The organism is Flavobacterium sp. N502540, from assembly GCF_025947365.1.
GTDB lineage: Bacteria > Bacteroidota > Bacteroidia > Flavobacteriales > Flavobacteriaceae > Flavobacterium.
The window spans coordinates 3,998,900-4,019,175 of the sequence record NZ_CP110012.1 but is presented as its reverse complement, the minus strand read 5'-3'; the positions used below and the strand labels follow the sequence as shown (position 1 = coordinate 4,019,175).

Sequence of the window (20,276 nt, the reverse complement as noted above, 5' to 3'; positions counted from 1 at the left end):
ACACAAAGTCGTCATTCCTCGGAATAACAAATCTATCGTTTAAATATTCAGTTTATTAAACAAAGTAACACATTCCACTGCTTCTTTTACATCGTGAACACGAAGAATTTTTGCGCCTTTGGTTAATGCAATAGTATTTAAAAACGTTGTTCCGTTTAAAGCTTCCTGTGGCGTTATATCAAGCGTTTTATAAATCATTGATTTTCTAGAAATCCCGGCTAAAACTGGTAATTCTAACACATTAAAAAGCTCCATTTTTTGCATTACTTCATAATTCTGATCGGTCGTTTTAGCAAAGCCAAAACCCGGATCCAATATCAAATCATTAATCCCTAAAGCTCTTGCACGTTTCACTTTCTCAGAAAAATAAAACAACATCTCCTTTACGATATCGTCATATTGTGTGAGACTTTGCATCGTTTGCGGATTGCCTCGCATGTGCATCATGATATATGGCACATTGTAATGCGCAATCACTTCAAACATTTTATCATCAAGTTCACCTGCCGCAATATCGTTTATAATGGCTGCACCGCTTTCGATACTTGCTTTGGCAACTTTGGCTCTAAACGTGTCAATCGACAATAAAGCCTTCGGGAAATGTTTTAAAATCAATTCGATCGCCGGAACAATTCGGTCAATTTCTTCTTGTTCTGTTACAAACTCAGCACTTGGTTTACTCGAATAGGCCCCAATATCAATAAATGCAGCGCCTTCAGAAAGCATTTTTCCAACCTGTGTGACTATTTCCTCTTCATTTTTATATTTTCCACCGTCAAAAAAAGAATTGGGTGTCACATTTAAAATCCCCATTACTTTTGGAATCGATAAATCTATAAGCTGTCCTTTGCAATTAATTGTCATGGTTTGTTTTGTTATTTTTGTTTCAGGTTTTCTTTGTTTCAGGTTTCAAGTTTCAGATTGTTGGTATTAACACTTTGTTTAGAAAAAACTTAAAACAAAGAAAACCTGAAACTTGAATCTCTTTAATATTATCCCTATTTTTGAAGAAATTTTTAGCAAATATACAGCAATAAATGAAGAATACTTCCCTTGAATTTGATAATGTAATTACGGTTTGCCGTACTTTGTTTATTAATAAAATGAAAGATTACGGCAGTGCATGGCGCATATTAAGATTGCCATCCTTAACCGATCAGATTTTTATAAAAGCACAGAGAATCAGAAGTCTGCAGGAAAACGAAGTTCGTAAAATAGACGAAGATGAAAAAGGCGAATTCATTGGAATCATCAATTACTCGATCATGGCACTGATTCAGTTAGAACTCGGAGTTGTCGATCAGCCTGATTTAGATGTTGAAAAAGCAACTGAACTGTACGATGCTCAGGTAAAACTAACCAAAGAGCTAATGGAAGCCAAAAATCATGATTACGGCGAGGCCTGGCGTGACATGCGTGTAAGCTCTCTGACGGATTTGATTCTGCAAAAAATACTTCGCGTAAAACAAATCGAAGACAATAAAGGTAAAACACTCGTTTCTGAAGGCATCGATGCCAATTATCAGGATATGATTAATTATTCTGTTTTTGCTCTCATCCTGAATCCCATCAACAAATAGAAATTTCAAAAATTAAATTCCAAATCCCAGGTTTCCGGCAATATTTTGAAACTTGGCACTTAAAATTGGAGTTTTAACTTAAATATTTCCCCATGAAAAACATCATTACCCAATTTTCCAGATTATTTGTCGGAGTACTTTTTATTATTTCCGGACTGATTAAACTAAACGATCCGGTTGGTTTCTCCTATAAATTAGCCGAGTATTTCAGTGAGCCGGTTTTTAACATACCGTTTCTGGAGCCATTGGCTTTAGGATTAGCCATCTTTTTAGTAATTCTGGAAGTAGTTCTGGGTGTGATGTTATTGGTAGGATACAAATCAAAACTTACGATTTGGGCTTTACTGCTGCTAATCGTTTTCTTCACTTTCCTTACCTTCTACTCTGCTTATTTTGATGTGGTTAAAGACTGTGGATGTTTTGGAGACGCGCTTCACTTAACACCTTGGCAATCTTTCACCAAAGATATTGTTTTACTTTTCTTTATTCTGATACTGTTCATCAATAAAAAATTGGTAAAACCATTATTTTCAAAATTTGTGACCAATATTCTAACATTGATAAGCATTATTTTATGTGTTATTATGGCTGTTTGGGTACTCAACCACAATCCGATCAAAGATTTCCGTCCGTATAAAGTAGGAAGTAATATCGAGAAGGGAATGGAAATTCCGGAAGGCGCTCCAAAATCAGTTGTTGAAATGATTTTCATCTACAAAGTAAATGGTGTTGATAAAGAGTTTACAGAAAAAGACCTGATGAACATTCCGGAAGGTGCTACGTTTGTTGACCGTAAAGACAAAGTAATTACAGAAGGTTATGTACCGCCAATTCACGATTTTACGATGACTAAAGATGATTCTGATTACAAAGACGAATTATTGAAAGAGCCTAAATTATTGGTATTTGTAACCTATGATTTAACACTTTCCAATCCTGAGGGAATGAAAAAATTAGAAACACTGAACAAAGAGGCGAAAACCAAAAGTTATAAAGTAATTGCAATGACCGCTTCAGGTCCTGATGAAATTACAAAAGCAAAAAAACAATACGGCTTAGATGTTGACTTCTATTTCTGTGATGCCACTACTCTAAAAACAATCGAAAGAGCTAATCCAAGTATTGTAGTACTGCAAAAAGGAACTGTGGTTCAAAAAGTACATTACAACGACATCAGCGATTTAAAATTATAAAATAGCATTCAACCTAAAAGGTTACAAGATTTTAGCAAAGTCCGCAAAGTTATAAAACATTGCGGACTTTGTTTTTTTACTCCTTTTAGCCCCTTCGTTAAAATGGTATAAGATTTCACTTTAATACCTCTTAAATACGTATTTCAAGAAGCCCTTTTTTAAGTCAATCTGACGTTTTTTTCCCGCTAAAAACTTATCACTCCCAAAAAAATATTTCCCTTTTTTGCTTTTTCGCAGATTTACTTTTAAAAATTCATTCTAATTTGAAGTTTATTCTCTCAACTATTACGATTTCACTCCTCTTTTTTTAACCGAAATTGGCTGATTTGTGATAAAATAAACGAGTCTTCAATTTTTGTTAATGTCCGATTGGCTTTCCATTTGTTTGTTTAACTTTGTTCAAAATCATTTACCACTATGAAACAAATAACGCTAATCTTTATTGCATTTATCACTTTTTCATGCTCACAAGCTCAGAAAACCAGTTTTTCTAAAGAAGCTTTGTCTGAAAAATTATTAGCAGCTGATGATAGTCAGGTTGCTTTCAAAAACATTTTAAAAAAATACAAAGGTAAAACTTTGTTAATCGAAGTTTGGGCTTCCTGGTGTGGCGACTGTGTAAAAGCAATGCCTCAGCTTAAAGAATTACAAGCAAATAACCCTACTGTTTCCTACTTATTCCTTTCTGCTGACAAAACTGCAGACAAATGGAAAGCCGGAATTGAAAAACACGAATTAAAAGGCGATCATTTCATGATGAACGACGGCATGAAAGGTGTTTTTGGCAAAGCAATTGACTTAGACTGGATTCCGAGATACATCATTGTAGACAAAACCGGAAAAATTGTACTCTATCGTGCCATTGAAAAAGATTTTGATAAAATCAATGAAACCCTAAAAGGTTTAAAATAAAACCGCAATATTCATTGCAATTGCAATGGTAAAAGTGAATAAAATAAAAGCAAAAAATAAAAAACTACCACAATGAGAAAAAAGATTGTTGCAGGAAACTGGAAAATGCATAAAAACGCCGCACAAACTGAAGAATTATTAAACGAATTAATCGCTAAAATACCTGCACAAACTACTGCACAAGTAATTGTAGCACCAACTTTTGTAAACTTACAGGCAGCAGCTGCTAAATTAAAAAACACCACTATCGGTGTTGCAGCGCAAAACGTTCATCAGGCTGAAGGCGGTGCTTTTACAGGAGAAATTTCTGCTGACATGTTAACCAGTGTGGGTGTAAATACTGTAATTTTAGGTCACTCTGAGCGTAGAGCTATTTTTCACGAAACAGATGCCTTAATTGCAAATAAAGTAGACACTGCTCTAAAACATGACATGACAGTAATTTTCTGTTTTGGAGAGGAATTAAAAGACCGTCAGTCTGACAATCATTTTAATATTGTTGAAAACCAATTGCGCGACGGATTATTCCAAATCGCAAAAGAATCATGGTCTAAGATCGTTTTGGCTTACGAACCGGTTTGGGCAATCGGAACAGGAGAAACGGCTTCACCAGAACAAGCACAAGAAATGCACGAATTTATCAGAGAGGTGGTTCGTAAAGCATTTGGAGCTGCTATCGCTGATGAAGTTTCTATTCTTTACGGTGGTTCTGTTAAACCTGAAAATGCTAAAGAAATCTTCTCTAAACCAGACGTAGACGGTGGTTTAATTGGTGGCGCAGCTTTAAAAGCAGATGACTTTTTAGCAATTGTTACTGCTGTCTAGATCTTTAGATTGTTAGATTGTTAGATCTTTAGATTATTAGACATACCGAATAATTAAATCATTGAGAATAATAGATTATTAGAATCTTAGAAACTCAGTACCTCAGAATCTTAGAATCTTAGTACCTCATAAAAAAAAGCGTTCGTAAATCCGAACGCTTTTTTTATGACCTGTCTGCTCCCTATTACTTAAGATACGATTCTAACAAAGGGCAATTGTATTTTTGAAAAGCAGTCGTTTTTCTATAAACCGAATAGAAATTAATCAGCTCCTGCCCTGCTTTAAACGGGTTCTTTTCTTCTTCCTCCGCAGAAACAATATTGGCGTAGTGATTGTAATAATTGCACTCAAAAATCATTAAACTTGCCAGGGCTTTTTCATTTGTATTTTTAGACATTTTCAAGGCTTTCTCATAGTACATTTTGGCCATGCTTAAACTATAATAATTGCCTTTTTGATATTTCTTTTCATTTTCTGAATTATCTCCATATACATAATCCACATACGATTCACCCGATGTCCAATCGTACGCAGTCATCATCCAGGAATTACCCAAATACGACACATTAAAATAAGCATGTGCCAGTTTCAGATTGCTTGTGGCTGTGTTTTGTTTTTTCAGCTGAATCAATTGCGCAATAAAATCGGCTTTATTGAAACGATAGTCGAACTTTCGCTCTGTATCTCTTTGCAGAATTTTGGGCGTAAACGGATTCTCGTTTAAAAAATCTTTATACGCATAATTTTTCTCCCAAAAATCCTTCGGCATACTGGCAAAAGTTTGGTAAGCCAGCTCCAAATTATTATTTCGGAATGCAATCGTTCCTTTTAAATCTTTATAATAATTGACATTTGGTGCTATTGTTCCTGAACAGATATACCTTTCAAAAGGCGTTTTGTCTTTTTTCTCCTGAAGTGCTATCAAACGATCGATATCTCCCTCAGTTGCATTATTCCGATCAAAAAAACCAATATAACTGTAAAAATAAGGCGTATTGTAAGCGGAATATTCTCCTTCATTTTTAATATCTGATTTCATCGCCAGTAAACCTGCTGTCACGCGATCGCCTTTTTCTGCAAAATCTTTGCTTGCGATTCGATACAAACTGTATAAATTCTTAAACAAACCTAAATCGGCTTCCACCAGATTTTCAACCGAATCAAAATATTTAAAAAGCTGATTTTGAACTTCGTTATTTTTCAAATCGTCCTGCTTTAAAGAAACCAATGCTAACTGAATATTCTTTTGCATTTGTATCGAAGAATTTGCTTTTTCTGAAATCATATCCGTGTATTTCTTTCCCAAATCAATTTCGTCCCCTATAAAACAAAGCTGTGCAATCGCTGCTGTGACATAATCCTTTTGCTCGTCCGAAGTCTGCTCTCTGATTGAAATCAAATAATATTCTAACTCCCTTAAATACAAAATATCTTTCCTGAAATTCTCCTCCTTTGCTTTGGCATAATTTTCATACCAGACTGTACCGTCAAAAACAACCGAAGGAGTTCTGTCATTGGTGTATTGGGGTGTAAAAATCCAGTCTTCAAGTTTGTTCACTTCCCTCCCGATCAAAAAACTCAAATACAAGCTATTCGGACTCAACTCGTAAACCTCCTGAATGGTTTTCAAACCCGGTGCCGGATTGCGTAAACCTTCAATGGCCAGAATCACACTGCGCTCTTCATCGTTTTGAGCCAATGCCAAAGTCTCTGCTGTTAATTTCCAGTTGTAATGCTGCAAAACTGCAAATGATTTCTCTTCGCAGGAAACAAATACTTTACTCAGCAAATAATTCTGTAAAGCTAAATCCTCAACACATAAAGCTTTATAATACAAAGCCCAGGGACCTAAGATCGTGTTTTTGTCTTCTGCAAAATAAGTATCGTACAAACGAATCACTTCATTCTTATCAGAGGCATAAAAACTGTACCTCAACAGTAAAAAAGCATAACGCTGTTTTAAAAAAGAATCTTTTGCCGTTCTGATTTTCTTTTCAAAATCGCTAACATCGGCTATTTTATGATCTTTACTGTCATAACCAATATTTCCCCACGACTCCCATTTTACATCAGGATTACTGTTGTATTCTAATTTTTTCGCAAACAAAATGTAATTGAGAAGCGCTTTGTTTTTTGAAAGTAGTAAGGCTTCAATGAAAGTATTCTTATCAAAAACTTTTTTCAGCGATTTCGTTTCATAAGCGGTTTCGAATTTCTCAGCATCCGTTTCGTACAAAATAACGTGCACGTCTTTTGGATCGACCTGACTGCCCAGTTTTTTCTTCCACTCCGCACAATTCAATTCCTGATCTGCTCCCGAAACAGTGTTTGTATCGTAGTAATTATCGGCGGAATAATAAAAAGGTGTCAGCTTAAAAAATCCTTCTCTTTGCGCTTTAAACAAAGCCAGTCTGCTGGTCTCAGGCGAAACACTCCATCCACAAGCCAAAGAGACCTGAACACTAAAAATAAAAAGTAAAGGGCTAAAAACGCGCATAATAACCGGATATATTTTGGGTTCCATAATCGTTGATGTATTTTTTATCAAAAGAGAAAAACGTCACTTTCGTCTGATTGTCGATTGGAATTTTACTTTTTACGATCGAAATCATTTTGTCAAGTTCGTCTTCAGAAATTTTCTCAATCCTGATTTCGTCCCCGTTTCTCAAATAAGTCTGTCCCACTAAAATGTCGTCTTGCAGTATATATTTAGCGTCTGATACTTTTTTTAATTTAACGGTATCATTTTGAACTCTGTCATAATCGGATAAAATCCCCTTAAACTGATTGCCTCTGAAAACAACTGCCCAACTGTACAATGGCAGAGCAATATCAAGCTTTAAACCGTATTTGTCGTGCGTAATATATTGTGTCAATTCTTCGCTGGTTCCTATGGAATTTTTGGTATTAAAATCTTCCGGTTTACTCAAATTGTAACACATCAGCAAGCCTTTATCTACGGGTGGAATTCCTGCTTTTGAAGCATATTTGTACTGCCAGAGTCTTATGGTAGCCGAAACCGCAGTCGCAGGATAGTTTTTCTTGATTTGCTTTAACAAGTAAAAATAATTGTCTTTTGATTTTTCCGACCAGTCACAATCGATCAGGATTTCTTTAAAATCAACTTTCAATTTTGCCATTTCACTCGATTTTACCGAATCATAATTCAACTGTTTACGATTCTCCTGCTTGTAATAATCTTTTGGATACACAATCGAACTGGCTATTTTCTCGGCTTTCGAATCATTCATTTTCAATCCTATCTGTTCAATACGTTTGGCAATTCTCACAGCCAAACTGTCCAGTTGCTTTTTTCCGGATTTCAAAACCACCTCATTGGTAATGAAAATACTGGGGGTAATTTCAGGATTGCTTTCATTTAATCTGATATCGTTAAGGGTTGCAACCGGCAAAGGTTCTTTAGCATACGGGTTCCAGTCTACATCAAAAAAACGAATGTACAAATGTTTTACCTTCAAGTCTTTTATCAACGAATCCTCTGTGTTTTCGAAATTCAAATCGGTTTTCCAATAACAAAACGATCGAACCACTTCATGTTCCTTCTCACAAGTTGCTCCGTTAAGTACCACAAAGAGCAAAATAAAAATGATATTCTTCATACTTTTAAAATTCCTTACAAATTCCAATCAAAATTAACATTAATTAAGGTAAGGATATTGATTATTTATGAACAACTTTTGCTTTGGATTCTTACCTTTGCAAAAATTTTTTTTATGTCGAATATATATTTAGGGTACCATTTTACAATTGAACCAAAAGAACCGGGTTCTGAAATTTTAATTGCTGAACTAGGCGAAAAAGCGTTTGAGACTTTTACAGAAACGGAGAACGGAATTTCGGCTTTTGTGAAAAAAGATTTATGGGACGAAAATATTCTGGACGACATTTATATTTTACAATCCGAAGAATTCAAAATCGAATATACCATCGAGGAAATCGATCAGGTAAACTGGAATGAGGAATGGGAAAAGAATTTTGAGGCTATTGATGTAGACGGAAAATGCCATGTTCGCGCTCCTTTTCATGAGAAAACAAACGCCGAATTTGATATTGTAATCGAACCAAAAATGAGTTTCGGAACAGGTCATCATGAAACTACGCACATGATGATTCAGCATCTATTAGAGATCGATGTTAAAGGTTTGAAAACACTGGATATGGGTTGCGGAACAGCCATTTTAGCCATTTTAGCCGAAATGAAAGGTGCTCAGCCAATCGATGCTATTGATATTGACAACTGGTGCTACCTGAACTCAATCGAAAATGCCGAACGCAATAATTGCCAGCACATCTCCGTTTATGAGGGCGATGCTGCCTTGCTAGCCGGAAAAAAATACGATTTAATCATTGCCAACATCAACCGAAATATCTTATTAAACGATATGCAAAGTTATGTTGATTGTTTAAATCCGAAAGGGATATTGCTTTTGAGCGGTTTTTATGAAGAAGACATTCCTTTTATCGATGCTTCCTGCACCGAAAAAGGTTTAACATATGTTAAAAAGTTTCAAAGAAATAACTGGGTTTCATTAAAATACGTAAATTAGATAGTTAATTATCTGTTTATTAAATAGTTCGCAGATATCGATCTTTTAAATTCCGATTCAATCTGTGCACGCTGTGACCAAAAAATTAGTAATTACAACAGTACAAAAACCTAAAAAAATGAGTACTAAAGAAAAAGTAAGAGAAAGAGTTCGCGAAAAGGAAGCGACAGGTTTCAATAACGAAATCATTGTTTACAACGACGATGTAAACACTTTTGACCACGTAATTGACACTTTGATGCGTGTTTGCAGTCATACGCCAGAACAAGCAGAACAATGTTCCCTAATTGTACATTACAACGGAAAATGCACTGTAAAAACAGGGCCAATTGAAAAATTAAAACCGCAATGTACCCAACTTTTGGAAGCCGGATTAAGCGCCGAAATTGTTTAATTGCAAATAATTTAAAAACGATTCTATTTTATTCTATATTTGAATAAAATAGAATCGTTTTTTTTATGGAAGAATACGGAAAGATATTGATTATTGCAACGCCGATTTTTTTAGTATTAATTATAATCGAAAAATTATACGGCATTTATAAGAAGAACGACACCGCTCCTTTAATAGACAGCGTATCGAGTATCAGCTCCGGAATTACCAATTCAGTCAAAGACGTCCTGGGATTGAGTCTGACCTTCATTTCGTATGAATGGCTGGTTTCTAAAATTGCGCTTTATCATCTGGAAGCCAACGTGATTTCTTATTGTATTGCTTTTTTTGTAATTGATTTTTATGGTTATTGGAGTCATCGATGGGCGCATCAGATTAATCTTTTCTGGAACAAACATGCCATTCACCACAGCAGCGAAGAATTTAACCTTGCCTGCGCATTACGCCAGCCTATCGCGAGTCTGGTTAATTTGTTTACATTTTTATTAATTCCGGCCGCATTGTTAGGAGTTCCGGCTTCTGTAATAGCCATTACCCTGCCTCTCCATTTGTTTCTGCAGTTTTGGTACCATACGAAACACATCAAAAAAATGGGTTTCCTGGAATACATCCTGGTTACCCCCTCACATCATCGCGTACATCATGCTATAAACCCTGAATATTTAGATAAAAACCATTCTCAGATTTTTATTTTCTGGGACAAACTTTTTGGTACTTTTCAGGCCGAATTAGATGATGTTCCTCCTGTTTTTGGTATTACAAGACCAGCACAAACCTGGAATCCTATCCGAATTAATTTTCAGCATTTAACTTTACTGATTCAAGACGCCTGGCGTGCCGAAAACTGGAAAGACAAACTTACAATCTGGTTTAAACCCACTGGTTGGAGACCTGAAAATTTTGAAGAAAAATATCCTGTAACCAAAATCGAAAATGTTTTTGCCTTTAATAAATATGGTACTCAAAATTCACAAAAGTTAATTTACTGGTCCGTAACTCAAATGCTAATCACGCTATTGTTTGTGACCTATTTATTTGATAATGTTGCCAAAATCGGATTGCCCAATATCTTCCTCTACGGATTTTTTATTTTGATAACAATTTACAGCTACAGCGAATTGATGGACAAAAGCAAATATGCCATTTTTTGGGAAGGTTTACGCTTTAGTATCGCTATTGGTATTATCATGTACTATGGAGACTGGTTTGGCTTAAATCAAGTTATCTCCTTTAGTAATCCTGTTATTTTAACCTATTTGACCTTATCCTTTTTAATTACAATTTACTTTGTAAATATTGATTTTAAAAACTACCGAAACCAACCTGTTAATTCATAAATCGATTATGAGAAATCACTTTTTTTTTAAATCCTTTATCGCTGTCAGCATTCTATATCTAATTATTTTGTTTTTAGAATACCAAAATCTGGACTTGTTTCTAAAACCTGTTTTGGTACCGCTATTAGGATTCGGAGTTTATTTTCACGGAAAGTTTCCTTCAAAAAAAATCCTTTTGGGAGCATTATTGTTTTCCTGGCTGGGGGATGTAATTCTACTTTTTGCTGATATTGGTGAGATCTATTTTATTTTAGGACTTCTTTTTTTCTTAATTGCTCACCTAATGTATTGTGTTCTGTTCAACAAACAAACAAAAAGAAATACTACTATCAATAAAGTTCTTTTCGCAATTGGCAGCTTGCTTATAGCTTTTTATCTGGTCGGAATGGTCTTATTTTTAATGCCAAATCTGGGTGAATTAAAAATCCCAGTAATCATTTATGCAGCCGTAATTTCGACAATGCTGCTGTTTGCTTTTAATGGTAGTCTGACTTGGAAAAAAACAGGCAGTCTTTACGTTTTAGCAGGTGCAGTTTCATTTGTTATTTCTGATAGTATTCTGGCTTTCAATAAATTTAATGCTCCCATCGAAAAAAGTTCTTTTTTTATAATGCTTACCTATCTTGTGGCACAATATCTGATTGTAATTGGTATTTTAAAACTAAATACTAAAAAAGCAGATTAACCGCAGAGTATAGTGATGCAGCAGGTTTACAATCGTTTTTCCCGTAAATCTTCAAATCCTTATCATCTGTAGTAAAAACACTTTACATTTGTAGGACCAACATTAATAAATCATGAAAAAAATAGCCCTTTTTATTGTTCTCATTATCAGCATAACTTCTTGTATAAGCACAAAATCGACTTTAAAAAATGTAGATGACAACGCTCCTGATCTTGTTTTAAAGAAAGACAATACATTTTCGATTACGCTTTTCAGCAACGATAAAAAATACGGTTACGACCCTGATTATCCTGTAAACCTGTTTTTTCAGAATACCCGAAATGAAGCGCTGAACGAAACTCGTTTCTTAAACGCTTTAGCAGGTCCAAATGGTGAAAAAATAACCTATACCCGCCTGGAAACCTGCTGTCCTTTTCCAACCAAAAGAAGCGACATGGGTGCAGGATTCCTGAATGTATATGAATTGAAATGGGACGGGCAAAAAAAGCCGGTAAAACTCTACCTGAACATTTATGAAAAAGGGATTTTAATGGTTCCAATGGGGTTGCGTTTGAAGAGTAACTAAGGAATAAAATTACACTCAGAATTATAATATGTTAGAAAGCATACCTCTAATTTTACTTATTCTTCCATTACTATTTCAGATTATAGCCGGAAGAAAAGCAATTGGTGAAACTATATCTTTAAAATTCGGAACTGTTTGTATAATTAGTCTCTTCGCACAAATAATAGTACCTGTTATTTCCTTTTACATTGCCACCTATAATGCTAATAAATACATCGAGCAAAATCCAAATTCACTTAGATGCGGAATGGAGTTTATCGGACTTTTTATGTTCACGCTTATTTTTACGTTTAGCCTGATAGTGGTTATCATCATTCAGTACTTCATCAAACGATCTTACGAAAAGTAATTTTTTCATGATGCTGCTAATTGGCAAACAACATGATAAATGTCATTTATTATCTTTTTATAATGCATTAATATTGCCTTTCACCTTAAACTTTTAAGATTTTGAACGAAGTCTTGTTATAGTCGTGAGGAAATAATCCTGATTTCAACAAAATTAGACAGCGGATAACCAGATTAGCTTCTTAAAAAAAACATAAATCTTCATCTGCTATTCATAAATCATAACTACCTTTGCACTGTCAAAAAAACATACTATGAACATACAACATATTCCACAAATTAAGCATACTGAAAGCGGCAACTTCTTTTTATTAGCAGGACCTTGCGCTATTGAAGGAGAAGAAATGGCTCTTAGAATTGCAGAAAAATTAGTTGGTATTACCGACAATCTTCAGATTCCTTTTGTATTTAAAGGGTCTTTCAAAAAAGCCAACCGTTCAAGAATCGATAGTTTCTCAGGAATTGGTGACGAAAAAGCATTAAAAATATTACGAAAAGTTTCAGAGACTTTTAACGTTCCAACCGTAACCGATATTCATACCAATGAGGATGCTGATATGGCCGCACAATACGTTGATGTTTTGCAAATTCCAGCCTTTCTGGTTCGTCAAACTGACCTTGTTGTTGCTGCAGCAAACACAGGAAAGACTGTTAATCTGAAAAAAGGACAATTCATGAGTCCGGAAAGTATGAAACATGCTGTGCAAAAAGTACTGGACTGTAACAACGAAAATGTTATGGTTACAGATCGCGGTACTATGTTTGGTTACCAGGATATGATTGTTGATTATAGAGGAATCCCTACTATGCAGCAATACGCTACTACAGTTCTGGATGTAACACACTCGTTACAACAGCCTAACCAGACTGCCGGTGTTACGGGCGGAAGACCGGACATGATCGAAACTGTTGCCAAAGCAGGTATTGCTGTTGGTGTTGACGGTATCTTCATCGAAACTCATTTCGACCCTGCTAATGCAAAAAGTGATGGTGCTAATATGCTTCATTTAGACTATTTCGAAGGTTTAATGACCAAATTAGTAGCGATCAGAAAAACGGTTAACTCATTCTAATTTAGAATAACACAAACTCATAATACCACAAACTTATAATACCACAAACTTCATTGAAAACAAATATTTTCGTTTTCTTTTTGTTGTGTTTTTCAGTAAACACTTTTGCACAGGAAGAAATCACAGTACAAAGATATACTGCCCATAATAAAGGAAAGTTTTTTGTTTCCTGGGGAGGAAACAGAGAAAGTTACACTAAATCTGATGTAAATTTCAGAGGAAAAGACTACAACTTTACAGTTGATAATATGAAAGCTCATGATAAACCAAAAGGGTGGCATATTGATTATGTGAACCCGGTGAACATGACGATTCCGCAAACTAACTTTAGAATGGGGTACTTCTTTAGCGATCATTACAGTGTTTCTGTTGGGTGGGATCATATGAAATATGTGATGGCTCAAAATCAGGTAGCAAATGTAAATGGTTATATTAATTTACCTGCTGATCAGGCCGGATCTATCTACAATGGTGTTTACAACAATAGACCTGTAGACATGTCTCAGGGCGGTGCTCAGGAAGGTGGTTTCGGAAAAGGTGAGGCCCAGCAAAATGGCCCTGCATTTTTAATGTACGAACATACAGACGGTTTGAACTATATTAATACTGAGGTTTCCAGACATGATGATATTTCTAAATTGTTTGGTATAACAAATACGGATAAGATTCAGATTAACCTGACTGAGGGTTTAGGTGCTGGACTTTTATATCCTAAAACCAATACAACTCTTTTGGGAAAAGAACGTCACGATGATTTTCATATTTCTGGTTATGGCCTTTCAGCAAAAGCGGGAATCAACTTGACATTCTTCAAGTATTTTTACATACAGGGTGAGTTAAAAGGTGGTTACATCAACATGCAGGATATTAGAACTAGTCAAAGTAATGAAGACAGGGCGTCACAGGACTTTTTCTTTTTACAGCGAATTATTGCTGTTGGAGGAATTTTCAGAATCTAATATTTCTTAAAATTATACTTAAAAATAGTTATCATTTTGGTAACTATTTTTTTTTGACCTTTATTTGTCTCGCTAATTTGTAGATGAGGGTTTAAGGTATTGGTTTCAGGTTTCAAGTTTCAAGTTTCAAGTTTTAGGTTTCAGGTTTCAAGTTTCACATTTTACATCTCACATTTCACCTTTACAAAATGAAAAAATCAAAATATCTCTTTCCGGTTATTACCTTTTTACTCAGTTTTGGCTGCGCTTTGTTTGTTGCCCTGAAAGTTTTTCCCAACAATCCGTTTTCCGATACCAAAATCAAGGAGAAAAACACTTTACAAACTAAAATTCAGGATGGAGATCTTATTTTTCAAACCTCTCAATCTCCGCAATGTGAAGCCGTACGAATTGCCACAAACTCTAAATTTTCTCATTGTGGTATCATTTACGATATCAACGGAAAGTGGTTTGTTTTTGAAGCGGTTCAGCCTGTAAAACTTACTCCTTTTAACGAATGGATTCAGCACGGGAAAGAGGCCAAATATCTTGTGAAACGATTAAAAAACTCAGATAAAGTTTTAACTCCTGTAGTACTACAAAAAATGAAAGCGTACAGTCAGCAATTTGACGGAAGAGAATATGACGCATATTTTGAATGGAGCGATACCAGAATTTATTGCTCTGAACTGATCTGGAAAATTTACAAAAATGCCGCAAACATCGAATTGTCGAAACTAAAACAGTTGAAGGATTTTAATTTAACTGATCAAAGGGTACAAAAAATAATCAAGGAAAGATACGGAAATAACATTCCGCTCGACGAAAAAGTGGTCGCTCCTGTTGATTTGGCTGATTCTGATCTCCTAAAAACGGTTATTGACACCTATTAAAAGCCTTTTTTTGTCAGTATCGACGAATAAAACAAAAAAACTTCGTTTCTAAAAACTTACATTTTTACCCCCATGATAACTCTTCAACGTATTAAAATGTTTTTAAACGAATATTCAACAAAATAGTTAAAATCAAAACATAAATATAAAATTTTAATACTATTTTAGCAGAGTAAATTTTAAGTTAGGTTTAAACTATGATCGATAGAGCACCTAAATATTCCCAAAATAATCTGCATTTTTTCTCGCAGTTTGAAGATTTTTTTGACTCTTCACCCGATGTATTGTGTATTGCCAGTTTTGACGGCTATTTTAAAAGAATAAACCCGGCCATGACTAAATTACTGGGTTATACTGAAGAAGAAATACTCTCAAGACCCATAAACGATTTTATTCTTGAAGCCGATAAACTGACTACTACAAATGCCCGTAAAGAACTTACTCAGGATATTGGTTTGTATAATTTTGAAAATCGATATGTGACCAAAAGTGGTGCTATCGTTTGGCTTTTATGGAGTTCTTTTCCGGTTGCCAAAGACAGACTGGTTTATGCCGTTGCCAAAAACATCACTTTCAGAAAAGAGCTGGAACAGGAAAGAAATCTTCATTTGGCAGAACTTACCAAACTCAACAAAGAACTCAGACAGCTTACTTATACTACGGCTCACGATTTAAGATCGCCTGTAAACAACATACTGGCCGTTTTTGATCTCCTTGACAAATCTTCTATTACAGATCCCGAAACGCTCGAATTAATCTCCATTATTGAAACTTCTACACAAAGTTTAAAGAAAACATTAATTGATCATGTGGCACTTCTGGATAAAAAAAATGAAGAAGACGATCAGTTGGAAGTCCTGCATTTTGAAGTTGTATTGAAAGAAGTTTTAGACTCTATTAATTCCTTACTCCACAATTCGAAAGTCAAAATTTCAATTGATTTTTCGGAGGCAAAGACAATTCTTTTCAACAAAACCTCCTTAAAGAGTATATTCCTGAATCTGATTACCAATTCGATTAAGTACTCAAAACCGGGTTTTTTGCCATTTATCAGTTTTAATTCCCTTAATATTAACGGAACCACACAGTTGATTATTTCGGATAATGGAATTGGTTTTGATATGGAAAAAGTAAAAGACAAAATTTTTGGATTACATCAGACATTTAACACAAATAAAGACAGTAACGGAATCGGACTCTATCTGGTTTATAATCATGTAACGAATCTTGGCGGTCATATTGACGTGGAAAGTAACCCTAACAAAGGGGCAAAATTTACGATCACGTTTAAAAGTTAATCACATACATTTCTAAATAAAAAAATTCCAAATTCCAATAGGGCTGACCTTATTGGAATTTGGAATTTGAATTTGATTTCTGCAATTTAGTTTGCAGCCGGAAGAACAATCCCTCCCTGATCCATTAAATACATCAAAGTTGTCATGGTTGCAGCTCCAAGCTCCAATTCTCTTTTATTAATAGCATCAAACTTATCGTTTGCCGCGTGGTGATAATCAAAATAACGTTGTGAATCCGGTTTTAGACCTGCTTTTACTATCGCTTTAGAGGTTAAATGATTGATATCTGATCCTGCATGTCCAATAGTGAAACTATGTACCAAATAAGGCTCAAAAAGGTCTTTAAATCCAGCTATTTTCTTAAAATTAGCATCATCTGCTTCAATTGAAAATCCTCTTGGAGAAAATCCTCCAGAATCGCTCTCTAACGCAAAAATATGATTCTCTTTCTTTTGTTTCGAAACTTCTTCATACTTAGCACCACCTTTTCCACCATTCTCTTCATTCATAAACAGAACGACACGAATCGTATTTTTAGGCTTATAGTTTAAGTTTTTCAAAATTCGAACTACTTCCATACTTTGAACCACTCCTGCTCCATCGTCGTGTGAACCATCTGCTAAATCCCAGGAATCCAAATGCCCTCCGACAACCATAATGTTACCAGGGTTTTCTGTTCCGGTCATTTCTCCAATCACATTATAAGATAAAACATCCGGCAAGGTCTCACAGGATTGTTTGAAATAAAATTTCAAAGACGGATTTACTTTCAAAGATTTACTTAACAATTCCGCTCCGTTTGTACTGATTGCCGCAGTTGGAATGTATTGCTCTTTTGGTAAGTCGCCATAACTTTGAGCTCCTGTATGCGGGAAATCGTCTAAACGCAGGTTCATCGAACGCACAATTGTTCCAACTGCACCTAATTTTGCCGCTTCTTTTGCACCGGCATATCTTTGATCTACACAGGCTCCGTAAGATTTAAAGGTTTCTATATTTTCCGGATCCATTGGTCTGTTATAGAATACAATTTTACCTTTTACTTTATCGCCTAATTCTGCCAGTTCTTTAATTCCCTTTACTTCGATTACTTCAGCCGTAAGTCCTGTTTTAGGGGTAGCAACTGATCCTCCTAAAGCACAAATTGGCACTACCGTTTTCGTTTTATTATCTAAAATATAAGCGGTTTCTTTTTCGCCGCGCACCCAATGCGGAACCATTACTTCCTGTAGATAAACTTTGTCAAGACCAAGGGTTTCTAATTGTCTTTTCGTGTACTGCACTGCTTTTTCGGCACTTGCAGAACCTGATAAACGGCTTCCGATGTCGTTAGACAAATATTCTAACCAGGTATAACATTTAGACTCGGTCAGGGCCTTTTTATAAAATAATTTAATGTTTTTCTCATCATTTGACTGTGCAAAAGATGTTAATCCGTTTAAAACTAATGCAGTTAACAGAATCGTTTTTTTCATAGGTTGTATAGCATTTTTTTGGTTGTTAAACAAAGGAACAAAATTCTTTAGAACTGCCAGTATTTTTATGTAACGATTTCGAAAAAAAATAACACACAGAAACATAGGCTCCCGATATAAAAAAAACTACAAAAGAAATAGGTATATTTCAGTGAAGTGGAACGTCTTTTTTACAGATACGGGACCTATGTCACTCTATGTGTTACAATAAATTACAACCAATAAATCAAAATGAGAATTATTTTACTACTACTACTTCATTTTTTACACCAATTCCGTTTTCATTAAAGGCTTCAATTGTAAAATAATATGTGGTTCCTTTATCCAGGCCTCTAAAATCATACGAACTTTCGTCGTAAACCATAATGCTGTTATACAATTTGTCCGGTGCAATTCCGTAATAAATATTGTAACCGGTAGCGTTCGCCTGTTTTTTCCAGGAAATCATAGCGTTTCTTGCATCAGTTGCATTTCTGTCTACTTTAAAATCAGGAACCGACTGTGGTTTTTCTGCCAATCCGTTTCCAAATACTCTGAAATCTGAAATTGCAAACAATCCGGAGGCATTATGAACGTTGACCATTTTAATGTAACGTGCTTTTATTGCTTTCGTCAGCTCGACATAATCATGCGGAACGTCTTTTGCATTTTTAGATTTATCAACTACCAATTTCCAGTTTACAGCGTCATCTGACATGAAGATTTTATACTGATAATAAATATCCATTGCCTTATTGAACTGTGTTGCTTTATGATCGGCATAGTTGATCTGCAAGGCATTGATCTGCATTTGTCGGCCTAAATCAAGCTGTAACCATTCACCCGAATCAGCTGTTTTTGCAGACCAGTAGGTTTGAATATTTTCATCGGTTAAATTCACAGCTCCGTAACAAAACCTCTCGTATACTTTTTTGCCTCCATTATCCATTCTGTGAGTTTCTACTTCCATACAATCTTCTGAAGAGGAAACGGTGACAGGCTTTTTATACGAAAGCAGCATCCAGCCGGAAGAAGCTCCTTTTTCCTGATTGCGTTTTTTGGTGGGAAGAACAATTGGAAAATCCCCATAAGAAGTAATCGAATACATCACATCGTCTTTATCAAATCCAGCAGGAAATAGGTCAATGCGACGTTCGAAACGGTCTTTGATAGAAATTTTACAGGTTCCGGTATTCCAGTAATTCCCATAATTATCTGCGAAAGTGTTTCCGTGCCCCGCTCCGATTACAAATCCTCCCGGTTTGTATGACATAGGATTGTGTTTTTGATAGGTGAATGGGCCTAACGGGTTGTTACCAACATGAACGCCATTGGCATAACCTTTAAATTCGGTAGCGGGAGCTCCGTATTGCATGTAATATTTGCCATTGTGTTTGGTCATCCAGGCTCCTTCTATAAAATTACCCCAAGGCGCTGGCTCCATATCATTATTGGGACCAAAACGTTCCCAACCATGATTGGCAGGATCTAAACCTACTACCTCTTTTATCTCGCCATAAGCACGCTGAATATCTTCTACTTCGGTGGCTTTGTACAGTTTTTCATAAGCTGCCTGATTGCCTTTCGGAAGCCAGGTGTTATAATCTACTTCTACACCTACAAGTGGTAATTTTCCGCTTGAACCGTAATACATGTATACTTTTTTATCATCATCCTGAAAAATGGCGGGATCCCAGGTTGGCAGCATTGCTTTATCAACATGTCGCAGCCATTGTCCTGATTTTGGGTCAGCAGTTTTCCAGATTGGATGATCTCTTTTCCAGGTCGAACCCACATAAAATAAGGTATCATTGACTACCCAAGCAGCAGGTGCACATTGATCGTCGTCGGCTGGCTTACGTTGAAAACTTCCATATACAAATTTCCAGTCTGACATGTCTTTACTCCAGAAATATCCCGCCTGATTGGTCGCGAACAAATAGTATTCGCCTTTGAATGTAATAATTACCGGATCGGCACTGGAACGTCGGGATTCCGGAATACCATTGTGATTTTCGGTGGTATAATTGTATCCAATGTTGATTGGATTACAGTAGGTCGTTGCTTTTTTATTGGGGTCAAACCATTCTGTTTTACCGGGAATTTTAGTGTTTTGCGCGAGTATTGTATTGCTTAAACTAACCAGCATCAGCATAACAGCTACTACATATATTTTTTTCATTTGATGATTTTTATATAAAAGATTTTCTCCA

Annotated in this window: 19 protein-coding genes; 14 read left to right on the top strand and 5 right to left on the bottom strand. The window is 35.5% G+C overall.

Features of this window, described 5'->3' with window-relative positions; genetic code table 11:
* Positions 1-39: 39 nt before the first annotated feature.
* Positions 40-864 carry a dihydropteroate synthase gene (folP, locus tag OLM58_RS16890; protein ID WP_264529817.1) on the bottom strand — a complete coding sequence of 275 codons (825 nt, stop codon included), beginning with the start codon at positions 862-864 and terminating at the stop codon, positions 40-42.
* Between the two features lie 173 nt (positions 865-1,037).
* Here folP and OLM58_RS16885 point away from each other — a divergent pair, with 173 nt between their 5' ends.
* From OLM58_RS16885 to tpiA, 4 genes are all read left to right on the top strand, one after another.
* Complete coding sequence (locus OLM58_RS16885) at positions 1,038-1,580, top strand: DUF1599 domain-containing protein (protein ID WP_264529816.1); 543 nt, start codon at positions 1,038-1,040, stop codon at positions 1,578-1,580.
* 92 nt (positions 1,581-1,672) lie between these two features.
* Positions 1,673-2,773 carry a BT_3928 family protein gene (locus tag OLM58_RS16880; protein ID WP_264529815.1) on the top strand — a complete coding sequence of 367 codons (1,101 nt, stop codon included), beginning with the start codon at positions 1,673-1,675 and terminating at the stop codon, positions 2,771-2,773.
* A 417-nt stretch (positions 2,774-3,190) separates the two neighbouring features.
* A complete protein-coding gene (locus OLM58_RS16875; RefSeq protein ID WP_070908566.1) occupies positions 3,191-3,685 on the top strand; it encodes a TlpA family protein disulfide reductase in 495 nt (164 codons plus the stop codon).
* A gap of 72 nt (positions 3,686-3,757) precedes the next feature.
* Positions 3,758-4,510 carry a triose-phosphate isomerase gene (gene tpiA / locus OLM58_RS16870; protein WP_264529814.1) on the top strand — a complete coding sequence of 251 codons (753 nt, stop codon included), beginning with the start codon at positions 3,758-3,760 and terminating at the stop codon, positions 4,508-4,510.
* 184 nt (positions 4,511-4,694) lie between these two features.
* Here the strand turns inward: tpiA and OLM58_RS16865 are convergent, their stop codons facing one another.
* Both OLM58_RS16865 and OLM58_RS16860 read right to left on the bottom strand, forming a co-directional pair.
* A complete protein-coding gene (locus tag OLM58_RS16865) occupies positions 4,695-7,034 on the bottom strand; it encodes a hypothetical protein (protein ID WP_264529813.1) in 2,340 nt (779 codons plus the stop codon).
* A complete protein-coding gene (locus tag OLM58_RS16860) occupies positions 6,994-8,130 on the bottom strand; it encodes a hypothetical protein (protein WP_264529812.1) in 1,137 nt (378 codons plus the stop codon). The genes OLM58_RS16865 and OLM58_RS16860 overlap by 41 nt, the downstream gene beginning before the upstream one ends.
* A 114-nt stretch (positions 8,131-8,244) precedes the next feature.
* Here OLM58_RS16860 and prmA point away from each other — a divergent pair, with 114 nt between their 5' ends.
* From prmA to OLM58_RS16810, 10 genes are all read left to right on the top strand, one after another.
* Positions 8,245-9,078, top strand: a complete 834-nt coding sequence (gene prmA / locus OLM58_RS16855; RefSeq protein ID WP_264529811.1) for a 50S ribosomal protein L11 methyltransferase — start codon at positions 8,245-8,247, stop codon at positions 9,076-9,078.
* Positions 9,079-9,196: 118 nt separating this feature from the next.
* Positions 9,197-9,472 (top strand): ATP-dependent Clp protease adaptor ClpS, encoded by a 276-nt coding sequence (locus tag OLM58_RS16850; protein ID WP_026109999.1) that lies wholly within the window; start codon positions 9,197-9,199, stop codon positions 9,470-9,472.
* A 65-nt stretch (positions 9,473-9,537) separates the two neighbouring features.
* A complete protein-coding gene (locus OLM58_RS16845) occupies positions 9,538-10,809 on the top strand; it encodes a sterol desaturase family protein (RefSeq protein WP_264529810.1) in 1,272 nt (423 codons plus the stop codon).
* A gap of 7 nt (positions 10,810-10,816) precedes the next feature.
* Complete coding sequence (locus OLM58_RS16840; RefSeq protein ID WP_264529809.1) at positions 10,817-11,494, top strand: lysoplasmalogenase; 678 nt, start codon at positions 10,817-10,819, stop codon at positions 11,492-11,494.
* Between the two features lie 112 nt (positions 11,495-11,606).
* Positions 11,607-12,059 (top strand): 2-dehydro-3-deoxyphosphooctonate aldolase, encoded by a 453-nt coding sequence (locus OLM58_RS16835; protein WP_264529808.1) that lies wholly within the window; start codon positions 11,607-11,609, stop codon positions 12,057-12,059.
* Between the two features lie 28 nt (positions 12,060-12,087).
* Positions 12,088-12,408, top strand: coding sequence for a hypothetical protein (locus OLM58_RS16830; RefSeq protein ID WP_264529807.1), 321 nt, complete (start codon positions 12,088-12,090; stop codon positions 12,406-12,408).
* A gap of 253 nt (positions 12,409-12,661) precedes the next feature.
* The gene (gene kdsA, locus OLM58_RS16825) at positions 12,662-13,480 is read left to right on the top strand and encodes a 3-deoxy-8-phosphooctulonate synthase (protein WP_264529806.1); all 819 of its coding nucleotides are present in this window, start codon (positions 12,662-12,664) and stop codon (positions 13,478-13,480) included.
* A gap of 53 nt (positions 13,481-13,533) precedes the next feature.
* A complete protein-coding gene (locus OLM58_RS16820) occupies positions 13,534-14,439 on the top strand; it encodes a hypothetical protein (protein WP_264529805.1) in 906 nt (301 codons plus the stop codon).
* Between the two features lie 188 nt (positions 14,440-14,627).
* Entirely contained in the window at positions 14,628-15,311 is a 684-nt protein-coding gene (locus tag OLM58_RS16815) for a YiiX family permuted papain-like enzyme (RefSeq protein ID WP_264529804.1), read from the top strand.
* A gap of 197 nt (positions 15,312-15,508) precedes the next feature.
* On the top strand, positions 15,509-16,609 hold the full coding sequence (locus OLM58_RS16810; protein ID WP_264529803.1) for a PAS domain-containing sensor histidine kinase: 1,101 nt from the start codon (positions 15,509-15,511) through the stop codon (positions 16,607-16,609).
* Positions 16,610-16,695: 86 nt separating this feature from the next.
* Here the strand turns inward: OLM58_RS16810 and OLM58_RS16805 are convergent, their stop codons facing one another.
* Both OLM58_RS16805 and OLM58_RS16800 read right to left on the bottom strand, forming a co-directional pair.
* Positions 16,696-18,084, bottom strand: a complete 1,389-nt coding sequence (locus tag OLM58_RS16805; protein WP_264529802.1) for a M20/M25/M40 family metallo-hydrolase — start codon at positions 18,082-18,084, stop codon at positions 16,696-16,698.
* A gap of 238 nt (positions 18,085-18,322) precedes the next feature.
* Positions 18,323-20,245 (bottom strand): family 43 glycosylhydrolase, encoded by a 1,923-nt coding sequence (locus tag OLM58_RS16800; RefSeq protein ID WP_264529801.1) that lies wholly within the window; start codon positions 20,243-20,245, stop codon positions 18,323-18,325.
* Positions 20,246-20,276 lie beyond the last annotated feature (31 nt).